This window comes from Methylobacterium sp. 17Sr1-1, from assembly GCF_003173775.1.
Taxonomy (GTDB): Bacteria; Pseudomonadota; Alphaproteobacteria; order Rhizobiales; family Beijerinckiaceae; genus Methylobacterium.
Genome location: NZ_CP029552.1, coordinates 1,613,707 through 1,633,241, shown reverse-complemented (window position 1 = coordinate 1,633,241; position 19,535 = coordinate 1,613,707). Strand labels below are relative to the sequence as shown.

General features: G+C 72.3%; 18 protein-coding genes. 3 read left to right on the top strand and 15 right to left on the bottom strand.

Going from position 1 to position 19,535, the window contains the following annotated elements; all coding sequences use genetic code 11:
- Nucleotides 1-120: 120 nt before the first annotated feature.
- From DK412_RS07300 to DK412_RS07290, 3 genes are all read right to left on the bottom strand, one after another.
- Nucleotides 121-876, bottom strand: a complete 756-nt coding sequence (locus DK412_RS07300) for an SDR family oxidoreductase (RefSeq protein ID WP_109971410.1) — start codon at nucleotides 874-876, stop codon at nucleotides 121-123.
- Complete coding sequence (locus DK412_RS07295; RefSeq protein ID WP_109971409.1) at nucleotides 873-2,216, bottom strand: MFS transporter; 1,344 nt, start codon at nucleotides 2,214-2,216, stop codon at nucleotides 873-875. Before DK412_RS07295 ends, DK412_RS07300 begins: the two co-directional genes overlap by 4 nt.
- Before the next feature lie 165 nt (nucleotides 2,217-2,381).
- The gene (locus tag DK412_RS07290) at nucleotides 2,382-2,939 is read right to left on the bottom strand and encodes a 2,4'-dihydroxyacetophenone dioxygenase family protein (RefSeq protein WP_109971408.1); all 558 of its coding nucleotides are present in this window, start codon (nucleotides 2,937-2,939) and stop codon (nucleotides 2,382-2,384) included.
- 246 nt (nucleotides 2,940-3,185) lie between these two features.
- Between DK412_RS07290 and sugE the strand changes: the two genes are divergently transcribed.
- On the top strand, nucleotides 3,186-3,500 hold the full coding sequence (gene sugE, locus DK412_RS07285; RefSeq protein ID WP_109971407.1) for a quaternary ammonium compound efflux SMR transporter SugE: 315 nt from the start codon (nucleotides 3,186-3,188) through the stop codon (nucleotides 3,498-3,500).
- A gap of 46 nt (nucleotides 3,501-3,546) precedes the next feature.
- Here the strand turns inward: sugE and DK412_RS07280 are convergent, their stop codons facing one another.
- The 4 genes from DK412_RS07280 to DK412_RS07265 form a co-directional block, all read right to left on the bottom strand.
- A complete protein-coding gene (locus DK412_RS07280; RefSeq protein WP_245447463.1) occupies nucleotides 3,547-4,335 on the bottom strand; it encodes a Crp/Fnr family transcriptional regulator in 789 nt (262 codons plus the stop codon).
- Between the two features lie 977 nt (nucleotides 4,336-5,312).
- Complete coding sequence (locus DK412_RS07275; protein ID WP_109971405.1) at nucleotides 5,313-6,050, bottom strand: NepR family anti-sigma factor; 738 nt, start codon at nucleotides 6,048-6,050, stop codon at nucleotides 5,313-5,315.
- A 210-nt stretch (nucleotides 6,051-6,260) separates the two neighbouring features.
- A complete protein-coding gene (locus DK412_RS07270) occupies nucleotides 6,261-6,632 on the bottom strand; it encodes a CsbD family protein (RefSeq protein ID WP_109971404.1) in 372 nt (123 codons plus the stop codon).
- A 130-nt stretch (nucleotides 6,633-6,762) separates the two neighbouring features.
- On the bottom strand, nucleotides 6,763-6,966 hold the full coding sequence (locus tag DK412_RS07265; protein ID WP_048451122.1) for a CsbD family protein: 204 nt from the start codon (nucleotides 6,964-6,966) through the stop codon (nucleotides 6,763-6,765).
- Between the two features lie 169 nt (nucleotides 6,967-7,135).
- Between DK412_RS07265 and DK412_RS07260 the strand changes: the two genes are divergently transcribed.
- Complete coding sequence (locus tag DK412_RS07260) at nucleotides 7,136-8,383, top strand: Hsp70 family protein (protein WP_109971403.1); 1,248 nt, start codon at nucleotides 7,136-7,138, stop codon at nucleotides 8,381-8,383.
- Nucleotides 8,384-8,433: 50 nt separating this feature from the next.
- On the opposite strand, the gene DK412_RS07255 is transcribed toward DK412_RS07260, so the two are convergent.
- The 4 genes from DK412_RS07255 to DK412_RS07240 all read right to left on the bottom strand — a co-directional run bounded on the left by DK412_RS07255 (nucleotide 8,434) and on the right by DK412_RS07240 (nucleotide 12,415).
- Nucleotides 8,434-9,381, bottom strand: a complete 948-nt coding sequence (locus tag DK412_RS07255; protein WP_109971402.1) for an ABC transporter substrate-binding protein — start codon at nucleotides 9,379-9,381, stop codon at nucleotides 8,434-8,436.
- Nucleotides 9,382-9,389: 8 nt separating this feature from the next.
- Nucleotides 9,390-10,481: an LLM class flavin-dependent oxidoreductase gene (locus tag DK412_RS07250; RefSeq protein WP_109971401.1), complete on the bottom strand. Its 1,092-nt coding sequence runs from the start codon at nucleotides 10,479-10,481 to the stop codon at nucleotides 9,390-9,392.
- Nucleotides 10,481-11,659 carry an acyl-CoA dehydrogenase family protein gene (locus tag DK412_RS07245; RefSeq protein WP_109971400.1) on the bottom strand — a complete coding sequence of 393 codons (1,179 nt, stop codon included), beginning with the start codon at nucleotides 11,657-11,659 and terminating at the stop codon, nucleotides 10,481-10,483. The genes DK412_RS07250 and DK412_RS07245 overlap by 1 nt, the downstream gene beginning before the upstream one ends.
- 390 nt (nucleotides 11,660-12,049) lie before the next feature.
- A complete protein-coding gene (locus DK412_RS07240; protein ID WP_109971399.1) occupies nucleotides 12,050-12,415 on the bottom strand; it encodes a helix-turn-helix domain-containing protein in 366 nt (121 codons plus the stop codon).
- Nucleotides 12,416-12,521: 106 nt separating this feature from the next.
- Between DK412_RS07240 and DK412_RS07235 the strand changes: the two genes are divergently transcribed.
- Entirely contained in the window at nucleotides 12,522-13,268 is a 747-nt protein-coding gene (locus tag DK412_RS07235) for a glucose 1-dehydrogenase (RefSeq protein WP_109971398.1), read from the top strand.
- 67 nt (nucleotides 13,269-13,335) lie between these two features.
- Here DK412_RS07235 and DK412_RS07230 read toward each other — a convergent pair whose 3' ends face one another.
- The 4 genes from DK412_RS07230 to DK412_RS07215 are packed head-to-tail and all read right to left on the bottom strand — an operon-like array spanning nucleotide 13,336 to nucleotide 19,529.
- On the bottom strand, nucleotides 13,336-14,502 hold the full coding sequence (locus tag DK412_RS07230; RefSeq protein ID WP_109971397.1) for a VWA domain-containing protein: 1,167 nt from the start codon (nucleotides 14,500-14,502) through the stop codon (nucleotides 13,336-13,338).
- The gene (locus tag DK412_RS07225; protein ID WP_109971396.1) at nucleotides 14,499-16,808 is read right to left on the bottom strand and encodes a DUF5682 family protein; all 2,310 of its coding nucleotides are present in this window, start codon (nucleotides 16,806-16,808) and stop codon (nucleotides 14,499-14,501) included. Before DK412_RS07225 ends, DK412_RS07230 begins: the two co-directional genes overlap by 4 nt.
- A 9-nt stretch (nucleotides 16,809-16,817) precedes the next feature.
- Nucleotides 16,818-17,909, bottom strand: a complete 1,092-nt coding sequence (locus tag DK412_RS07220; RefSeq protein ID WP_109971395.1) for an AAA family ATPase — start codon at nucleotides 17,907-17,909, stop codon at nucleotides 16,818-16,820.
- A gap of 30 nt (nucleotides 17,910-17,939) precedes the next feature.
- The gene (locus DK412_RS07215) at nucleotides 17,940-19,529 is read right to left on the bottom strand and encodes a DUF5691 domain-containing protein (protein ID WP_109971394.1); all 1,590 of its coding nucleotides are present in this window, start codon (nucleotides 19,527-19,529) and stop codon (nucleotides 17,940-17,942) included.
- Nucleotides 19,530-19,535 lie beyond the last annotated feature (6 nt).

The following is a 19,535-nucleotide window of genomic DNA, read 5'->3' as shown; positions in this document are numbered from 1 at the left end:
CCGGTCCTCTCCGGTTGACCTCAGAGCATTTTCCGACGAAGTGGACACCGGTTCGTCGAAGGTATGCGGCAAAACAAAGACTTAGAGCGCTTCGCGATTGCAGCGCGATCGTGACGCGCTCTAAGTGATGAGGTAGCCGCCATCGACCGGCAGCACCACCCCCGTCATGAAGGCGGCGGCGGGGCTCACCAGGAAGGTCACCGCTTCGGCCACGTCGGACGGCGTACCCCAGCGGCCGAGCGGCGTGCGCGCGAGGATCGGCCCCGCCCGGGCCGGGTCGTCCTGGAGCGCCCGCGTCAGCGGCGTGGCGATCCAGCCCGGCGCCACCGCGTTCACGCGAATCCCATCGGTCGCGTACGCGATGGCGAGCGACTTCGTCAGCTGCGCCACGCCGCCCTTGCTGGCGCTGTAGGCCGGTACCAGGCCGCCGCCGAAGAACGACAGCATCGAGGCGGTGTTGACGATGCTGCCGCCGGTCTCCGCCAGCTTGCCGCGCGCGGCGGCGCAGACCCGCATCGTGCCGGTGAGGTTCACCGCCAGCACCTCCTCGAACACCTCCGGCCGGTGCTCGTCGCCGCGCCGGATGATGCCGGCGCAATTGACCACGATGTCGAGCCGGTCGCACGATGCGACGAGGGCGGCGACGGCCGCCCCGTCGGTGACGTCGAGCTCGTGGGCAGTGAACTCGTTGGCAGTGAACCCGTGGGCGGTGAGCGCGAGGCCGTCGGGGATCGCGCAGGCGGCGGCACCGATCCCGGCCGCGTGCACCCGGGCGCCGAGCCGGGCCAGCGCCTCGGCGATGCCGGCGCCGATGCCGGAGGTGGCGCCGGTGACGAGGGCGGTGCGCCCGGCGAGGAGATCGGGAATGAAGGTCATGCCGTGCGCTCCGTGAGGATCAGGTTCTCGCTGCCTTCGAGCGGCTTGCGCACCAGGACGATGTAGGCGACCGCCGCCAGCACCGCGACCGCGGCGGCGGCGAGCAGCGCGTTGACGTAGGAGCCGGTGCCCTGGACGATGTAGCCGGTGATCACCGGTGCGAACGAACCGGCGAAGTAGCCGCCGAAGTTCTGGATGCTCCCGAGCGAGGCGACCTGGCGCTTCGGCACCGCGACGCTCACCATCATCCAGGCGGCACCGCTCGCCATGTTGATGAAGAACATCGCCAGGCAGATGTAGACCACCGCCAGCGTCACGCTCGGGGTGTAGGCCGCCGGCACCGTGAAGGCGCCGCCGCCGAGGAGTCCGACGCAGACCGGCCACTTGCGGCTGGCGACGATGCCGGCGCCCCGGGCGAGCAGCCGGTCGGCGGCCTGGCCGGCGCAGAGCATGCCGAGCGTACCGAACACGTAGGGGATCGCCACCACCCAGCCGGTGCGGGCGACGCTCAGCCCCCGCTCGTGCTCCAGGTAGGAGGGCAGCCAGGTCAGGTAGAGCCAGACCATGTAGATGACGCCCATGAAGCCGAGGATCATGCCCCAGGTGGTGGCGTGGGCGAACAGCCCGCGCCACTCCGAGAAGGTCATGCGCCGGGCCGGCGGCTCAGGGTTCGCGCCCTCGTCGAGATGGGCGACCTCGTCCCGCGACAGCGCCACCTCGGCGCGGTTGCGGTAGACGAGATACCAGCCGACCGCGACGACGATGCCGACGAGGCCGGTGACGACGAACATCCAGCGCCAGCCGAGCCCCAGCATCATCGCGGTGAGGAGCGGTGGGGCGATGCAGGGCCCGATGCAGGACGAGGCGACGAAGATGCCGGTCGGCGTGCCGCGCTCGCGCAACGAGAACCACTCGCTCACCGTCTTGGCGCCGGCGGGAAATTGCGGCGCCTCGCCGAGGCCCAGCACCGCGCGGGCGACCACGAATTGCTGGAAATTGGCGACGAAGCCGGAGACGAGCTGGGCCAGCGACCAGAAGAACATGCCGGCGCCGAGCATGATCCGCGAGCCGATCCGGTCGAGCAGCGCGCCGACCGGCAATTGCGAGAACGCGTAGGCCAGCGAGAAGGCCGAGAGCAGCCAGCCCATCTGGGCGGGGGAGAGCGCCATCTCGTCGCGGATCGCCGTGTTGGCGATCGAGAGCGCCGAGCGGTCGACGTAGTTGATGATCCCCGCCGCGGTCAGGAAGGCGACAGCGATCCACTGGATGCGGCGCAGGCGCGGGGATTTGGCGAGGGATTGGGTGAGTGACCTGGTGGTCGTTGCTGTGCCGGACGACATCGCGTGCCGGTCCTCCCGTTCTTGCTTGGCAGGGCGTTTGTTAGATCTTGACGACGAAGCCGACACCCACCGCGTCGCTCCGGGTTCCGCTTCGCGGACCCGGAATGACGAAGAGCGCATTAATCCCGTCGCGCCGATCGGTAGAAGCTGGAGACGAAATCCGCCTCAGCGGATGAACTGGTCGACGTAATCCGCCCCCAGGCCGACCGCCTCGTAATGCGCCCGGCACATGTCGATCTTGGTGAACACGTCCTCGTAGCCGGTATGCCGGCCCCAGGGATCGACGTAGTACATGCAGCCGTTGACCTGGAAGTAGGTGATCATCTCCTCGACACCCTCGTCGACGACCAGGGTGTGGGTCTCGCCCGGCGGCTCGAAGGCGTAGGCGCCCTCGCTCGCGACCCAGTCGTGCTCGAGGTAGCGCCAGCTGCCCTTGAGCACGAAGGCGTGGACCGGGCCGGGATGGCGGTGGCGGCTGAGGATGCCGGCCTTGCGCACCTTGAGCAGGTTCATCCAGTAGCCGGCCGAGGCGTTCAGGCAGAGCGGCCGGAACCACACGCTGTCGGCCTGCTGCACCCAGATCCGGTCGTCCTCGGGGATGGCCGGCGCCACCACGAGGTCGGGCCGGATCTCGGCCGGCTGCGGCTTCTGGTAGGGCATGCGCCGCAAGGTGGCGGCGTCGAGCCCGGCGGCGGGGTCCTGCGCCGAGGGGTCGGCACTCATGGCATCCTCCCGATGTCCATATGGTGGACGTTCTGTCCGTGATATGGATGGTCGCGGAGGCTTGGCATCCTGTCAAACCGCGAGCGCCGCATGGCAGCGTTGCAGCCGGCCGCGTGCGCCATCCCCGGCCGGTTGCCGCGAGCCGAACGGAATCCATTTCCTGGGGGGCCGGGACGACCCGGCCGCCCCTCCGCGAGGGAGATCATCATCCGCAGGGACGGCCCTGCCCGTGACCGGGGGCTCTCCTTGGCCTGGATTCTTCTGCTCGTCGCCGGCCTGTTCGAGATCGGCTGGGCGATCGGCCTCAAATACACCGACGGCTTCACCCGCCCGCTGCCCTCGCTCCTCACCGGGCTGAGCATGGTGGCGAGTGTCGTCCTGCTCGGGACGGCCCTGCGCACGCTGCCGGTCGGCACCGCCTACGCGGTCTGGACCGGCATCGGCACCGTCGGTACGGCGCTCCTCGGCATCGCGCTGTTCGGCGAGCCCGCCACGGCGGCGCGGCTCGCCTGCATCGGTCTGATCGTGGCCGGAATCCTGGGGCTCAAGCTCTTGGCTTGAACTCTTGGCTTGAACTCTTAGCCTGAGCCCGGTCACCTGAACCCGGTCACTCGTGCCGCTGCGTCGGATCGACCGCCATGAAGCCGCCGCCCTCGGCATAGACCGCTCCGAGCACGGAGCGGTAATGGCTCCGGACCTTGCCGTAGCACTCGCAGGACGCGTGCTCGGCCTGGGCCCGGTCCAGGATGGTGATCTGGCCGCGGCGCACCGCGATCAGGCCGCGGCGCTGCAGCGCCCCGAGCACGCCCGTGAGGTAGGTGCGGCGCACGCCGAGCATCTCGGCGAGGATCTCCTGGGTCACCGGCAGGACCGGGGTGCCGAGCCGGTCCTGGAAGGTCAGGAGCCAGCGCAGGCAGCGCTCCTCGATCGGGTGGACGGCGTTGCAGGCCACCGATTGCAGCACCTGGGCGAGCAGGCAGTCGGCGTAGCGGACGAACAGGTCGCGCAGGGTCGGGGAGGCCGCCCGGGCTCGGGTCAGCTGCTCGGCGTCGAGGCGCAGCACCTCGCCCGTGACTTGCACGACCGCCTCGCTGAAGGCCGGCAGGTAGCCGTGGCTGACCACGCCACCGACCGCGCCCTCGTGCCCCACCGTCGCGGTCTCGACCATCCGCCCGTCGCGCATCCGCGAGACCAGGGTCACGGTGGTCTGGTTCAGCGGAAAGGTGACGTGCGACACGTCCTCGCCGGCGCGGAACAGCACCGTGCCGCGGGTCCGCTGCCCGCGTTCGAGATACGGTGCCAGCAGGGTACGGTCGCCCGTATCCAGGGCTTCGAGCAGGAGGTTGCCTTCGAAAGGACCGGTCTCGGGGGACTGCGACTCGTCCGGCGCATTCAACGTCGTCGTCTCCGGAAAATCGGGGGCCCGCCGTGGAACCTGGACGGAGGGCGGTGGTGCCCGGAAGTGGCGAGAAATCCGCGGTACTGATGCAACGCGCATCCTCGCATCCGGAGCGAGGCCGCCCTTGGTCTAACGGTGCGTCAGGGCCGTGTCTGTCCTGTTTCTGACATTATGAGAACGAATCCGGCCTATCCCTATCAGCCGAATCCGTGATGTCGCACCGATCTGGATACTCTACCGCACTATATTTGTTGCCAGATCTGCGAAGCTTGGCGGGTCTCTGGGTGGGCGAATTCTAGGTTGTCGGCAAGATATTACGCTATTTTCTTCCGTCAAGAAAATTTTATCGGTCCAACGACCTAGGGTTAGATCAAAATTTCTCCCAGACAACCTGTAGTCGATCAACTTTCACCATCTCGACTGAAGGGATGAAATGTACCGAAGCGATTTCCCCAGCGGGAGAATATTGATCATTCCCAGTTCGCCGGGCACGATCTGATCGTCCCCCATCATTCGTGATGCGCGGCCGGCCTTCGCTGCGGCACAGTGCCGTGCCGTGACGGAACGTCTCCTCGACTTACTCTAAGTGATGAGGACGGCACGCCTGGACCGGTGAGGATCCGATACGCTCTCTGGTCGATCCGGGAACTGCACGGGCGTTGCGCCCCGATCGTCCGGCCTCGCCGGGTCGCTGCGGACTTTTCCCCGATCTCCACCCGTCGCGGGACGACCCGGTCGCGACCGCGGCGGCCATTATCCGACAGCGTCCCGCGGCAGGACGGCCCGGCATGCCGGAGGGCCGGTCCACAGGACGCAACGCCGCGATGTCCGAGGTGGCCCGGCCCGTCATCCGGTGTCCGGCCGGTCGCTTCGAGCGGAGGCCGCGCGAAAATCCGCCGCGCTCGACCCTGCGCGAGCGTGCGGAGAAAGAGCGCCAGGAGATCGTGGCGGTCGGCGCGGACCGCGCGGGCGGATCAGCTGTCGAGCGCTATCGCGCCGGCATGCCCCATCACCGAGCGCGTGAGCCGGTCGGCCCCGAGCTCGCCGCCGGAATAGCCCAGGAGTTCCGCCAGCTTGTCGCGGGCGCGGCAGACCCGGCTCTTCACCGTGCCGACCTTGCACTGCATCAGCACCGCGGCATCCTCGTAGGACAGGTCGCCGACCGCGACCAGCATCAGGGCCTCGCGCTGCTCGGCCACCAGCTTGTTGAGCGCGGCCTGGAGGTCCTGCACGTCGAGGCGATCGCCCTGGTTCGGGGCGGAGGTCAGGCGGGCCGAGTACGTGCCCTCGCCATCCTCGACCTCGCGCGAGCGCTTGCGATGCTCCGAGTAGAAGGCGTTGCGCATGATCGTGAACAGCCAGGCGCTGAGATTGGTGCCGGCCTCGAACCGGTCGCGGTTCTGCCAGGCCTTCAGCATCGTGTCCTGCACCAGGTCGTCGGCCCGGGCCGGGTTGGCGGTGAGCGTCAGGGCGAAGCGGCGCAGGGCGGGCGCCGCCGCGAGCAGGTCCTCGCGGAAGCGGTCCTGCTTCGGCGCGCCGTGGGCGGCCAGCGCCAGATCCAGCCGGCTGAGCAGATCCGCGAAGGCGGCGGGCGCCGCCTCCACCTCGACCGCCGCGTAATGCGCGCGCAGCCGCTCGCCCAGATGCTCCTGCACCGATTGGGGCAGGGCCGGGGCGGTCTTCGGAAGGCCGGGGGGCTGGCTCTGGGTCATCGGGTCGTTCGGCTGGCGCGGGGTTGAGGCCAAGCTAGACCATAAGCGACCCGGAGGCGAGACCGAAGCCCGCCTCCCTTCGATGCAGTGCAACAACCCGGCCGCCGCGTGACCGCAGCGGCACGCCGGCAACAACCCGGCCGCCGCGTGGCCGCTGCGGCACGCCGGCAACAACCCGGCCGCCGCGTGACCGCGGCGGCACGCCCCGCCTCAGCGGCGGCCCTTCAGCAGCCAGCCCGCCGCGAAGGCGAGGCCGGCGACGGCCAGCAGCGTCTCGGTCGGGTGCGATTCGGCGCGGTGCAGGGCCTTGCCGCCACGGTGGCGCGCCTCGCCGTAGACCTCGCGGCCGCGCGCGTAGGCGTGCCGGCCGCGCTTCTCGATCTCGCCGGCGAGCGCCCGGCCGTCCTGCGACAGGTCCTCGGCGACTTCGCGGCCGCGGCCATAGGCGTACTGGGCGCCGCCGACGACCTGGTTGAGCGCGCCCTCCACCTGCGGCCGGGCGCGGCCGGTGACGGCGCCGAGCGCGGTCTGGCCGCGGCCCTTGAGGTGGCGCATCCCGCCCTCGAACTGGTCCCTGTTCATCGTGGCCTCCTTCTCCGGGTGATCGAAACAAGCGTCGCTCAAACGAAAGGCCGGCTCCCCGCGAGCATCGCGGGAAACCGGCCCGATCGTCCAAGGGGTCGAGCCGGCGCGAGGCCGGCCCGCGCCGCGATCAGAGCTTGCTCTTCACCGTGTCGGCGGCATTCTTGATGCCATCCTTGACGTCGCCGGTGGTCTTCTGGGCCTCGCCCTTCAGCTCCTGGGCCTTGCCCTCGGCCTGCAGCTTCTCGTTGCCGGTGGCGCTGCCGATGCCCTGCTTGATGTTGCCGACCGCCTCGTTGGCGAGACCCTTGATCTTGTCGGTGGTGCTGCTCATGGGAAGCTCCTCGTCTCTTGCAGTTCAACGACTGCTCAGGTCAGACGAACCGCCGAGACGGCGCATTGTTCCGCAACGACAGACGCGGACATCCGTGTCCGGGCTGGACCGCGGCGGCGGAACCCGCTAGGTCGCGCGCCCTCCCTCTCGGCACCGGCAGAGATTCGGCATGGCGGCCTGCGGCCTCGATTTCGGCACCTCGAACACCACCCTCGGCCTGACCGGGGCCGGCGGGCTCGCGCTGGCGCGGCTGGAAGGAGAGGCGGTCACGATCCCGAGCGCGATCTTCTTCCCGCCGGTCGGCGACGAGGCGGTCGGCCGGGCTGCCATGAACGCCTATGTCGAGGGCCAGCCCGGGCGGCTGATGCGCAGCCTGAAATCGGTGCTCGGCTCGTCCCTCCTCGACGAGACCACCCCGGTCGGGCGCCGGCGGCTGTCGTTCCGGACGGTGATCGCCCGCTATCTGAGCGCCGTGAAGGCGCGGGCGGAGGATCAGGCCGGCGGGCCCCTGACGCAGGTGGTCCACGGCCGCCCGGTCCACTTCGTCGACGGCGATCCGGAGGGCGACCGCCGGGCCGAGGACGCGCTCGCCGGCATCGCCCGGGAGGTCGGCTTCACCGAGGTGTCGTTCCAGTACGAGCCGATCGCCGCGGCGCTCGACTACGAGCGCGGGCTCGACCGCGAGGAGGTGGCGCTGATCGCCGATATCGGCGGCGGCACCTCGGACTTCTCCGTGGTGCGCCTGAGCCCGGAGCGCCACCGGGCGGTGGAGCGCGCCGGCGACATCCTGGCCAATGACGGCGTGCGCATCGGCGGCACCGATTTCGACCGCACGCTCAGCGTCGGCGAGGTGATGCCGCTCTTCGGCCTCGGCAGCCCGATGCGCCGCCCCGGCCTCGACGTGCCCTCGGCCTATTACCACGATCTCGCCACCTGGTCGCAGATCAACCGGCTCTACGACGGCAAGACCCTGCGCGAGTTGCGCTCCCTGCGCCGCGACGTGGCTAGGCCCGAGCTGATCGACCGCCTCGCCGCGGTGATCGAGGCCGAGCGCGGCCACACGCTGGCGATGGAGGTCGAGGACGCCAAGATCGCCCTGTCGGAGGTCGAGCGGGTCGGCCTGCCCCTCGGCTGGGTCGAGCCGGGCCTCGCCGCCGAGATCGACCGCCCGGACCTCGCCCGGCACTCGGCCGACCTCGCCCGGCGCATCGGTGCCTGCATCGGCCGCTGCCTGCGCGACGCAGGCGTGGCGCCGTCCGCCATCGACGCGCTCTTCCTCACCGGCGGCTCGACCCGCCTCGCGCCGGTGCGCGCCGCCATCCTGGCGGCGGCACCGGAGGCCCGGGTGGTCGAGGGCGACACCTTCGGTTCGGTCGGCCTCGGGCTGACGGTGGAGGCGGCGCGGCGCTACGGCTGACCGGCCTTGAGCCGCCTGGCCTACTGCGCCTTGGCCTAATGCGCCTTGGCCTACTGCGTCGCCGCCGCGGCCCCGGCCCTGGCGGCGTCGTTGAACGAGGCGTCGAACACGCCCCCCGCCGCGAGCCGCCGCGGGATCAGCCCGGCCCGGTGATAGAGGTCGGCGACGCGCTGCTCGTCGGCGATCACCGTGTCGTCGATCGGAACCGGGCGGATGTCGGCCCGGCGGAACCAGGCCAGCGGCACCGCTTCCGGCAGGCCGATCAGGGCCGACCAGCGCTTGGCGAAGGCCTCGGGCTTCGCCGTGCCCCAGACCCGCGCCCGGGCGAGCCGCCGCACGAAATCCTCCAGGGCCGCGCGCTTCTCCGCGATGGCGTCGTCGCGGGCGACCTGGAAGCTCAGGCCCGGGGTCAGCCCGCGCCCGTCGGCGACGATGCGGGCCCTCCCTGAGATCTCGAGTTGCGAGGTGTAGGGCTCCCAGGTCGACCACGCGTCGACGGAGCCGGAGGTCAGCGCCATCTGGGCGTCGGCGGGCAGGAGGAAGGTCGGCGCGACGTCGCTGGGCGTCCAGCCGGCCGCTTCGGCTTGGGCGAGGACGAGCTGGTGGCCGATCGAGCCGCGCCCGGTGGCGATGCGCTTGCCCTTGAGATCCGCAAACGTCTTCACCGGCGAATCCGGCGGCACCAGCACCGCGAGGCCGGCCTGGTTCTGGCGGATGGCGAAGATCGCCTTGATCGGCGCGCCGGCCGCGGCCGCGAAGGTGAACGGCGCGTCGCCGGCGATGCCGGTGTCGATCGCCCCGGCATTGAGCGCTTCGAGCAGCGGCGCGGCGGCCGGGAATTCGCGCCATTCGAGCCGGTAGGGCAGGCCGTCGAGGACGCCCGCCGCCTCCATCAGGGCGCGCGAGCCGCCCTTCTGGTCGCCGACGCGCAGGACGGTCTCGGCCCGGGCGGGGAGGGCGGCGAGGAGAAGGGCGAGGAGAGCGAGAAGGGGGCGCATGGCGGCTCTCACGCGGCGGCCGGACGGCGGGACGCGCCAGCCAGGCGCCGGAAGGCCGGGATCAACTCGCGCCCGTACTGCACCGCGTCCTCCAACGGATCGAAGCCGCGGATCAGGAAGGTCGTGACGCCGAGCGCGTGGTACTCGTGCAGCGCCTCGGCGACCTGCTCGGGCGTGCCGACGAGGGCCGTGGAATTGCCCTGCGCCCCGGTCTCGGCGGCAATCGCCGTGTAGAGCCGGCCGTCGAGCCGGTCGCCCTTCGCGGCCGCGGCGAGCAGGCGGCGCGAGCCCTCGTTCGGCGGCACCGCCGCGGGGCCAAGGCCGCGGGCGGCGCGCAGGGCCTTGGTGCGTCGAAGAATCTCCTCCGCCCGGGCCCAGGCGGCGTCCTCGGTCGCGGCCAGGATCGGCCGGAACGACAGGCTGAAGCGGATCTTGTCTTCGCGCCCGTGGGCGCGGGCGGCGGCGCGCACCCGGGCGATCGTCTCGCGCACCTGCGCCTGGGTCTCGCCCCACAGGGCGTAGGTGTCGGCGTGCTTTCCCGCCACCGCGATCGCGGCCTCCGAGGAGCCGCCGAAATAGACCGGCAGGTGCGGCTGCTGCACCGGCTTGACCGCCGCGAACCCCTTGGCGACGCGGTAGTGGCGCCCCTCGTAGTCGAACGGGCTCGGGCTGGTCCAGGACGCCTTGACGATGTCGAGATACTCGCTGGTGCGGGCGTAGCGCTCGTCCTTGGTCAGGGCGTCGCCGTCCTGCGCCAGCTCGGCGTCGTTGCCGCCGGTGATGATGTGGACGGCGGCGCGCCCGTCGGTGAGCTGGTCGAGGGTGGCGAGCTGGCGCGCCGCCACGGTCGGCGCCTGGAAGCCCGGCCGGTGCGCGATCATCAGGCCGATCCGCTCGGTGACCGAGGCGACGTATTGCGCGAGCGCGACGCTGTCGGGCGCGGTCGAGTGGAAGGCGATCAGCACCCGGTCGAAGCCGCCATGCTCGTGCGCCTGCGCCGAGGCCCGCAGATAGGCGCGGTCGACGACCGGCCCGGTGGGCGCGTGGATCTCCGACCCGTACTGGGCCGCGACGAAGCCGATGAAGTGCACGTCCTGCATCAAGAATTCTCCTGTCGGGCGGCGAGCGCCGCGCGCCCGGCGGCCAGCCGGACCGCGTCGCCCTGGGGCGTGTGGATGCGCGCGCAGAGCACGTCGCGCAGGTGCCGTTCGAGCGGGTTCTGTCGCGAGAGGCCGGGATTGCCCACGAGCGCGACCGCGCCCTGCACCACCTGGATCGCGTTCTCGGTGACGGTGAGCTTGACGAGCCCGCTCTCGGTGGCCGAGGGCGGCGAGCCCGCATCCGTCTCGGCGGCGGCGCCGGCGAGGAGCCGCCTGTTGACGGCGAGCAGGCGCTCGCCCTCGCCGACCGCTTCCTGAAACCGCGGCAGGCTCGCCAGCGGCGCCCCGAGATTGGCGGGCGCGCGCTCGGTCAGGTGGGCGCGGAGCCAAGCTTGCGCCGCGCGGGCGACGCCGTCGTAGAGGCTGGCGAGCAACGTGGTGTTCCAGGCGAGCGTCGTCGCGTCGGGCGCGGCCCAGGCGGCGGGCGGGCGCCAGTCGACGGCATGGTCCTCCGGCACCAGGACCCCATCGAGGACGACGTCGTGGCTGCCGCTCGCCCGCAGGCCGAGATGGTCCCAGGTCTCCTCGATCCGCACCCCCGGTGCCGCCATCGGCACGACCACGATCCCGGTCCGGGGCTCGGCCTCGTCGGTGCGGGCCCAGACCAGCCCGAAGGCGAGGATCGGCGCGCCGGTCGAGTAGATCTTGCGGCCGGTGACCCGCCAGCCCTCCGGCACCCGCCGCGCCACCGTCTCCGGCAAGCCGCCGCGGGCGGGGGAGCCGAGGGCGGGCTCGACCCGCAGCGCGTTGACGAAGGCGCCCTCGCGGGTCGCCGCCTGCTGCAGCCGCGCCGCGACGCTGTCGGGCCACCCGGCCCGGGCGAGGCTCGCGTGGTGGACGGCCTGCATGGCCAGGACGAGGCTCGCCGCCGGATCGGCCTCGGCCAGCGTCCCGATGACGGCGCTGGCGAGTGCGAGCCCGGCGCCGAGGCCGCCTTGGCTCTCCGGCACCGTCAGGGCGGCGAGCCCCGCCTCCCGGATCGCCGCGAGGCTCGCATGGGCGAACCGCCCCTCACGGTCGTCGGCGGCGGCGAGGGGGGCGAGGGCGGGGGCGAGGGCTCTTGCGAGTGCGAGCGGGTCCCGGTCCGCGGGCCTGAGCCGGCGTGGCTGGACCGTCATGTCCGGGCGGTGCCGGTACGGATCCGCCGGGGCGGGTGGCACGGGATCATGATCGTCAGCCTTCCTGGGCGAACCGCGCCTGCGGCTCCGAGCTTTCATCTCGAAGAAGTCGCGATGTCTTTGGATGACGAAATCTGATCTTGTCGCCGCCGGGCGTCAACTGAAATGATGTTCTTGGTGTGCCGCGAGATTTGGAAGTATTTTTTCTGGAAACGGCGAAGGGTACGATAGAATTCTTATCCGGCACTCCCACGCGGCGTGTCCATTCTCGATGGAAAGCCGGCAGGAGCTTGCACCTCATCGGCCCGATCGGGGGGACGGATGCCCGCGGGTGGCCGGTCGCCGTTGCGGGACCGGCGCGTGCCGGGAGAAGGGAGGTCGGTGCGACCCCTATCGCGGACCGGCCGCCTCCGCGGCGCGCGAATCCGGGCCGGCCTGCGACGCGTAGGCGTTGATGATCCCGACGAGCAGGCCGGGAAAGCGCGCTTCCACCTCGGCCCAGCGGGAGTGGTTGCGCACCTCGACGCCGTGGCGCTCGCTGCGGATCAACCCGGCTTCGCGCAGCACCTTGAAGTGGTTGGACAGCGAGGATTTCGGGATCACCCGGTCCCCGACGGCCGACAGGGCCGAGCAGGCCTCGACGCAGCCCGCCCGCATGATCCTGGCGAAGATGGCGGCGCGGTTCGGGTCGGCGAGGGCGTGCAGGATCGCCTCCGGCCGCACGTCCTCGATGGCGGGATGGAACAGGGGTCTCATGATCCGTCCATATGGGGTCTTGAACTCCGGTCCCATAGTTCCGAAGTTCCGAACTATGGGACCGGCCCTCCATCCCGGAGCCGGCCCGTCACCGAGAGTAGCACACATGCCGAAGCTTGAGGGTAAGGTCGCCGTCGTCACCGGCGCGTCGAAGGGCATCGGTGCCGGCATCGCCAAGGCCCTGGCACGGGAGGGCGCCGCCGTGGTGGTGAACTACGCATCGAGCCGGGCCGGCGCCGACGCCGTCGTCGCGGCCATCACGTCGGCCGGCGGCCGGGCCGTGGCCGTCCAGGGCGACGTGACCAAGGCGTCCGGGGCGCAGGGCCTGATCGAGGCGGCCGTGGCGCAGTTCGGCCGCCTCGACGTGCTGGTCAACAATTCCGGCGTGTACGAATTCGCGGCGATCGAGGAGGTGACCGAGGAGCATTACCGCCGCCAGTTCGACACCAACGTGCTCGGCGTCCTGCTGACGACGCAGGCGGCGGTCAAGCACCTCGGCGAGGGCGGCAGCATCGTGAACATCTCCTCGGCGATCACGCACGTGCATACGCCGGCGGCCGCGGTCTATGCGGGCACCAAGGGGGCGGTGAACGCCGTCTCGGGCGTGCTCGCCAACGAGCTGGCCCCCCGCAAGATCCGCGTGAACGTGGTCAGCCCGGGCTTCGTGGTGACCGAGGGCACGCATGCGGCCGGGGTCGTCGGGTCCGACATGGAAGCCGGCCTCGTCGCGCAGACGCCCCTCGGCCGCGCCGGCCAGCCCGACGACATCGCCGGCGTGGTCGCGTTCCTCGCCTCCGACGACGCGCGCTGGCTGACCGGCGAGGTGATCACCGCCAGCGGCGGCATCCGCTGACCCGCGGCGACCGTGCCTGCGCGCGGCCGGGACGGGTGCGCGCAGGGACACCATCCGGGACGGGGGGCTACGCCACCCCGTCACCCCCGACCGCCGGCACCGCCGCGATCCCGGCCCCCGCCGCCCACGCCCCGAGATCCTGCTTGCGGATCGCCGCCGCCATCATGTCGGGGAACAGGTCGGGCGTGCAGGCGAAGGCGGGGACGCCGAGGCCGGCGAGGCGGGCGGCCAGCGCCCGGTCGTAGGCCGGCGCGCCCTCGTCAGAGAGCGCGAGCAGCGCCACCACCTGCACCCCGGCCGCGACGAGGCGCTGCGCCTGCGCCAGCAATCCGGCCTCGACCCCGCCCTCGTAGAGGTCGGAGATCAGCACCAGCACCGTGTCCTCGGGCCGGGTGATGCGGGAGGCGCAGTAGCCGATCGCCCGGTTGATGTCGGTGCCGCCGCCGAGCTGGACCGAGAACAGGACCTCGACCGGATCGTCCATCTCGTCGGTGAGGTCGACGACCTGGGTGTCGAACACCACGAGCCGCGTCGAGACCGCGGGCAGGGAGGCCATCACCGCCCCGAAGATGCTGGAATAGACCACGGAATTCGCCATCGAGCCGGACTGGTCGATGCACAGGATCACGTCCTTCAGCGAGCCGCGGCTCTTGCGGCCGTGGCCCAGCCGGGTCTCCGGGATGATGGTGCGGTACTCGGCCTGGTAGTGGCGCAGGTTCGCCCGGATGGTGCGGTGCCAGTCGATCTCGGCGTGGCGCGGGCGGCGGTTGATGCTGGCGCGGTCGATCGCGCCGGCGACCGCCTGGCGCAGCGGCTCCTCCAGCCGCTTCATGAGCGCGTCCACCACCTTGCGCACGACGAGGCGCGCGGTCTCCTTCGTGCGCCCGCCGAGCAGGCCGCGCATCGAGATCAGGGTCGAGACGAGGGTCACGTCGGGCTGGAGCGCCTCCAGCATCTCCGGCTCGGTCAGCATCCGCTTGAGGTCGAGGCGCTCGAAGGCGTCGCGCTGCATCACCTGCACGACCGAGGCCGGGAAATAGTCGCGGATGTCGCCGAGCCAGCGCGGCACGGAGGGGGCGGAGGCCCCCAAGCCCCCCTTGCGGTCGGAATCGTAGAGGGCGCCCAGCGCCCGGTCGAGGCGCTGGTCGCGCTCGCCCAAGGCGCAGCCGGTCCCCTCCGCCGCGCCCCCGCCGAGGACGAGGCGCCAGCGGCGCAGGCGGTCCGTCTCGCTCATGCGGCGTCTCCAGTCGTTGCGGGCCCGAGCAGCAGGCGCAGGATCGGCAGCACGCAGGCGGCGCGGCGGGCATCGAAGCCCTCCGGCCCCTCCGCCCCGGGGGCCGTGCCGCCCGGGCGGGCCAGGGCCTCGCCGACCGCCCGGCGCTCGGCCGGGGCGAGGGTCGCGAAGGTGCGGCGCACCAGCGGCAGCAACTCGGTGAACAGATCTTCGTCGAGGCCGGCGAGCCACGCGTCGACGATGCCGAGCAGGCCCTGGCCGTGGATCAGGACGGTGCCGCTCTCTTCCAGAAAACCCTCGATCCAGGCGGCGGCCGGTACCGCGCCCGCCGCCCGCGACAGGGCGAGGCGCAGGCGCGTGCCGGCCTCCTCCGCGTCGATGGCGCGCTCGTCGAACAACAGGCGCACGGCGCGGCCGACGACGCGGCCGTGGACGTGGTCCTGGTCGGCAAGCGCCCGCAGGGCCTCCTGCCAGGTCGCCTTCAGCTCCGGATCCTCGAGCAGCGCGACCGCGCCCGAGACGGCGACGATGCGCTGCTTCGCCGCTTTGGCGGCATCCTCGTCGAGGCTCTGGCAGGCGGCGACGAGGCCGGCGGCGGCGCGCGGCACCAGGCCCCGCACCAGGGCGAGCACCGGCGCGGTGTCGGAGGAGCGCACCGAGCCGTAGCGGGCGAGATCGGCGAGGGCCGGCAGGGCGTCCATGAGGTCGAACACGTCGGCCGAGACCGCGGCGCGGTCGTCGAGGGCGCGGACCACCTGGGCGGTCGCCTCGGGCAGGTCGGCGTCGAGGAGGGTGCCGATCAGGCCCGACAATTCGGCGACGCGCTGCGCCCCCCGGGCCCGGGTCCTCACCCGGGAGGCGGCGGCTTCCGCGACGGTGCCGCCCTCGGCCGAGGCCGCCACCAGCTCCACCACCCAGTCCGGTTGCCAGGCGAGGAACCACGCCTCCTTGAAGGTGCCGCGCCCGCGCGCCTCGCGCCGCGTGCCCCAGGGCACGCCGATCAGCGCCAGCCGGTTGAGGAAGTGGCTGCGGGCGAGATCCGTCTCCTTGCGCAGGTCGAGGACGAGGTCGCCGGCGGCCGCCCCGGGCTTCAGGCGCAGGCGCCTGCATTGCGCCTCGAAATCCGCCTCCACCGGCGTGCCGGGACTGTCGGGCGGGGTGGCGCCGAGGCGCTCGCCGATGACGAGCTTGGCGCGAATCAGCCCCATCGGCGCCGGATCGGCGAAGCAGAGCGTCGCCTGCACCGCCTCGTCGAGGTCGTCGAGGGAGGGGCGGGCGCGGCCGCGGAACGCCGCCAGCGCCTCGGCGAGGCGCGCCGCCTCGATCACCGAAGCGGGAGAGGCGTCGAGGTCTTCCTCGCGCAGGAGCGCGGCGGCGCGGGCGAGCCAGCGGGCGGCGACCCGCTCCTCGTGGTGCCACAGCGTGTCGTACCATTCGGGCGAGAGCACCCCGGCGCGGTAGCCGGAGGCGGTCGCCAGCCGCTCGTAGGACCACGGCGCCCAGGCGGCCGCGACCTTGGTCTTCGGCAGCCCCTTGAGCGTCGCGGTGTCGGCGGAGGCCTGGCCCTTGGCGTCGTGGCGCGCCAGCGCCGGCACGTGCCAGGCGCCGCAGATCACGGCGATCCGCGAAAAGTCCTCCTTGGCGGCCTTGCGGATCGCCGCCCGCATATGGGCCTCGCGGACCTCCTCGCGGAGTGCGTCCTCCGGGTCGGGATCGGGCACGTCGCGCAGGGCGCCCATCGCCTCCGAGATCGCCGCGAACACGTCGCCGTCGGCGCCCGCGCGGCTCTCCACCAGGGCGTCCCACCAGCGCTCGCCGTCCGGGTAGCCGGCGGCGGCGGCGAGCTCGCCCAGGGGGTCGCGGCGGATCGCGGCCGGGGCCGGAGCGTCCATCGACGAGTCTTCGCCCGGCTCCGCCGCGGCCTCGGCGACCAGATCGCCGTCGATCGGTGCGCCCTCCGGCGGCTCGGATCCCGCGCCGAAGCCGTCGGCGAGCTGGATCGCGTGCGGCAGGTCGATGAAGCGGATCGCCGCCCCTGCCGAGAGGCCGTGGCGCATCGCCACCCATTCGGGCGAGAAGGCCGCGAAGGGGAAGAACGCGCAGTCGCGCGGCCGGTCGGGCCGGTAGACGAGGAGCGCCACCGGCGGCGTCATCGCCGCGTGGGCGACGAGGGGGATCAGCGCGTCGGCATCCGGCGGTCCCTCGATCAGGAGGCAGTCGGGCGCGAAATCGGCCAAAGCCGCCCGGAGCGAGCGGGCCGAGCCGGGGCCGTGATGGCGGATGCCGAAGAGGCGGATGTCGGGCATCGCTTCAGGTCACGCGCTCGCGCGGGCGGCCTTGTAAAAGTCCTTCCAGCCGTCGCGCTCCTTGACCACGGTCTCGAGGTATTCGCGCCAGACGATCGCGTCCTGCACCGGGTCCTTCACCACCGCGCCGGAGATGCCCGAGACGAGGTCGCCCGCCGAGAGGCGGCCGTCGCCGAAATGCGCGGCGAGCGCCAGCCCGCTGCCGACGACGCTGATGGCCTCCGCCGTCGAGAGCGTGCCCGAGGGCTGCTTGACCTTGCTCTTGCCGTCCACCGTCACGCCCTCGCGCAATTCACGAAAGATCGTGACGACGCGGCGGATCTGGTCGGCGCCCGGCGGCTCGGCCGGGATCTCGAAGGCGCGGCCGAGCGAGGCAACCCGGGTCTCGACGATGGCGATCTCCGCCTCGATCGTCGCGGGCGGGGGCAGCACCACGGTGTTGAAGCGGCGCTTGAGGGCGCTCGACAATTCGTTGACGCCGCGATCCCGGTTGTTCGCCGTCGCGATGAGGTTGAAGCCTCGTCGAGCCGCCACCTCCTCGTTCAGCTCGGGGATCGGCAGGGTTTTTTCCGACAGGACGGTGATGAAGCTGTCCTGCGTCTCCGAGGGGATGCGGGTCAGCTCCTCGACCCGGGCGATGCGGCCCTCGTCCATCGCCCGCATCACCGGCGAGGCGACCACCGCCTCGCGGCTCGGCCCCTTGGCGAGCAGCAGCGCGTAGTTCCAGCCGTAGCGGATCGCCTCCTCGCTGGTGCCGGCGGTGCCCTGGACGATCAGCCGCGAGGTGCCGCAGATCGCCGCCGCCAGGTGCTCGCTGACCCAGCTCTTGGCGGTGCCGGGCACGCCGAGGAGCAGGAGCGCCCGGTCGGTGGCGAGCGTCGCCACCGCGACCTCCATCAGGCGCCGGTCGCCGATGTATTTCGGGGTGATCGTCTGCCCGGAGGCCAGCGTGCCGCCCATCAGGTAGGTGACGACGGCCTGCGGCGACATCTGCCAGTTCGGCGGGCGCGGCCGGTCGTCGGCCTGGCGCAGGGCGGCGATCTCCTCGGCGAAGGCGTCCTCGGCGGCCTGACGGAGTTGTGCGGCTCTGGTCGACGTCATCCTCGGGCTGTCTCCTCGACGGGTCTCGAATCAACGGGTCTCGAATTCGCGCCGGATCGCCAGACGCAGCTCCAGCGTCTCGGCGAGGCCGGCGACCTGCTGGCGCAGGCGGTCGTTCCCCTCGTCCTCCGGCAGCCGTGCGGCGAGAGCCGCGGCGGCGGCGGCGATGTCCTCGCCCGGCCACAGCCGCTCGCCGAGGCGCGCGATCACCCACGGCTTCGCCAGGTCGTGCCGCAGGCTCTCGGAGCCGCGGGTGACGAAGGCGAGCCAGTCCATCAGCGCGGCGCTGAACCGCTCGGAGAAGGCATCCGGGCCTTTCGCCAGCACCGCCAGCACCACCTCGATCTTGCGGGCGCGGATCAGCTCGGTCACCCGTGCCTCCCATTCGGGCCCGGGCAGGAGGTCGAGGGCCTGGACCCAGCGGCCGAGGAGCTCGTTGCTGCGGCGCAGGCCCGATACCTTGCCCTCGTAGGCCTCGGCCAGGAGATCGACGATGTCCCTCGCCCAAGCCGTATCGCCCTCGCGCGCGATGCCCGAGAACAGCCCCTGGACGATCGGCTCGGCCCATTCGCTGCGCAGGGCCAGTTCGAGCCAGAGCCGCGGCGGATGCGCCGCGAAGGCGTGGAGCGGCGCGCGCGCCAGGATGTCCCGCAGGAGCCCGGCCCGGACGCCGCCGCCGCGCCGCTCCCAGGCATGGGGCTCGACGCCGTCGCGGGCGAGGGTGGGGGATTCCTCCGGCAGGGTCACGATCAGTTCGTGCGTCGCGCTCCGCAACAGGCGGCTCTTGCTCGCGATGACGAGCGCGGTGGTCGCCCGCACCGCCATGCGCGAGGCGTAGAGCGAGCCCGGGAGACGCGGCAGCAGGCGCTGCGCGGCCTGGCGCACGCCCCCGGCCCGGTCGTCGAGGCAGGCTTCGAGGAAGGGCTCGTCGGCGGAAGAGAGCCCGGTCCACAGGGCGCCGACCAGGGACTCGCGGAGATCGGCCTTCTCCTTGCGGAAGATCGCCTCCAGCGCGACCCGCGCGCCCTCCGGGTCGCGGGCCCGGAACGCCGCGAAGGCGGCGCGGCGCGCGGCCAGGGGGCCCTCGGTCCAGTCGTCGGCGTCCGGTTCCGCGGCCTTGGCCTCGCCGCAGGCGCTGGCGAGCCAGTCGAGTTCGGCGCCGGCGACGGCGTGGGCCGTCTCCGGCAGGTGCTCGGCGTGGCGCATCAGGGCCTGATGCAGCCAGGCGGGCGGGCGCATCCCCGCCTCGGCCGCGAGATCGAACCACTCGCGCAGGCGCTCGCGGGCGGGGTAGCCGCCGGTGAGGAGGGCGTAGAGCCGGGTCGCGGCGGCGGGCGGGCATTCGGGGCCGGCCGGCTCCCGCGGCGCGATCGGCTCCATCGCGTCGGGCGCGAGGTCGAGCCCGGCGAGGTGGTGGGTGCCGTGTAGGGTGAGGCGCGCCAAGAGGGCGCTGCCAGGATCGAGGGCGCTGCCAGGGTCGAGGGCGCTGCCGGGATCGGCCTGCGTCACGAGGTCCGCGAGGGGGCCGGGCAGGGCGGGCGGCGCGCGCTCGGCGCCGAGGAGCGCGGCGGCGAGGATCGGCTCCCAGCCGTCGGCGGCGAGGTCGGTCGTGTCCGTCATGGTCGG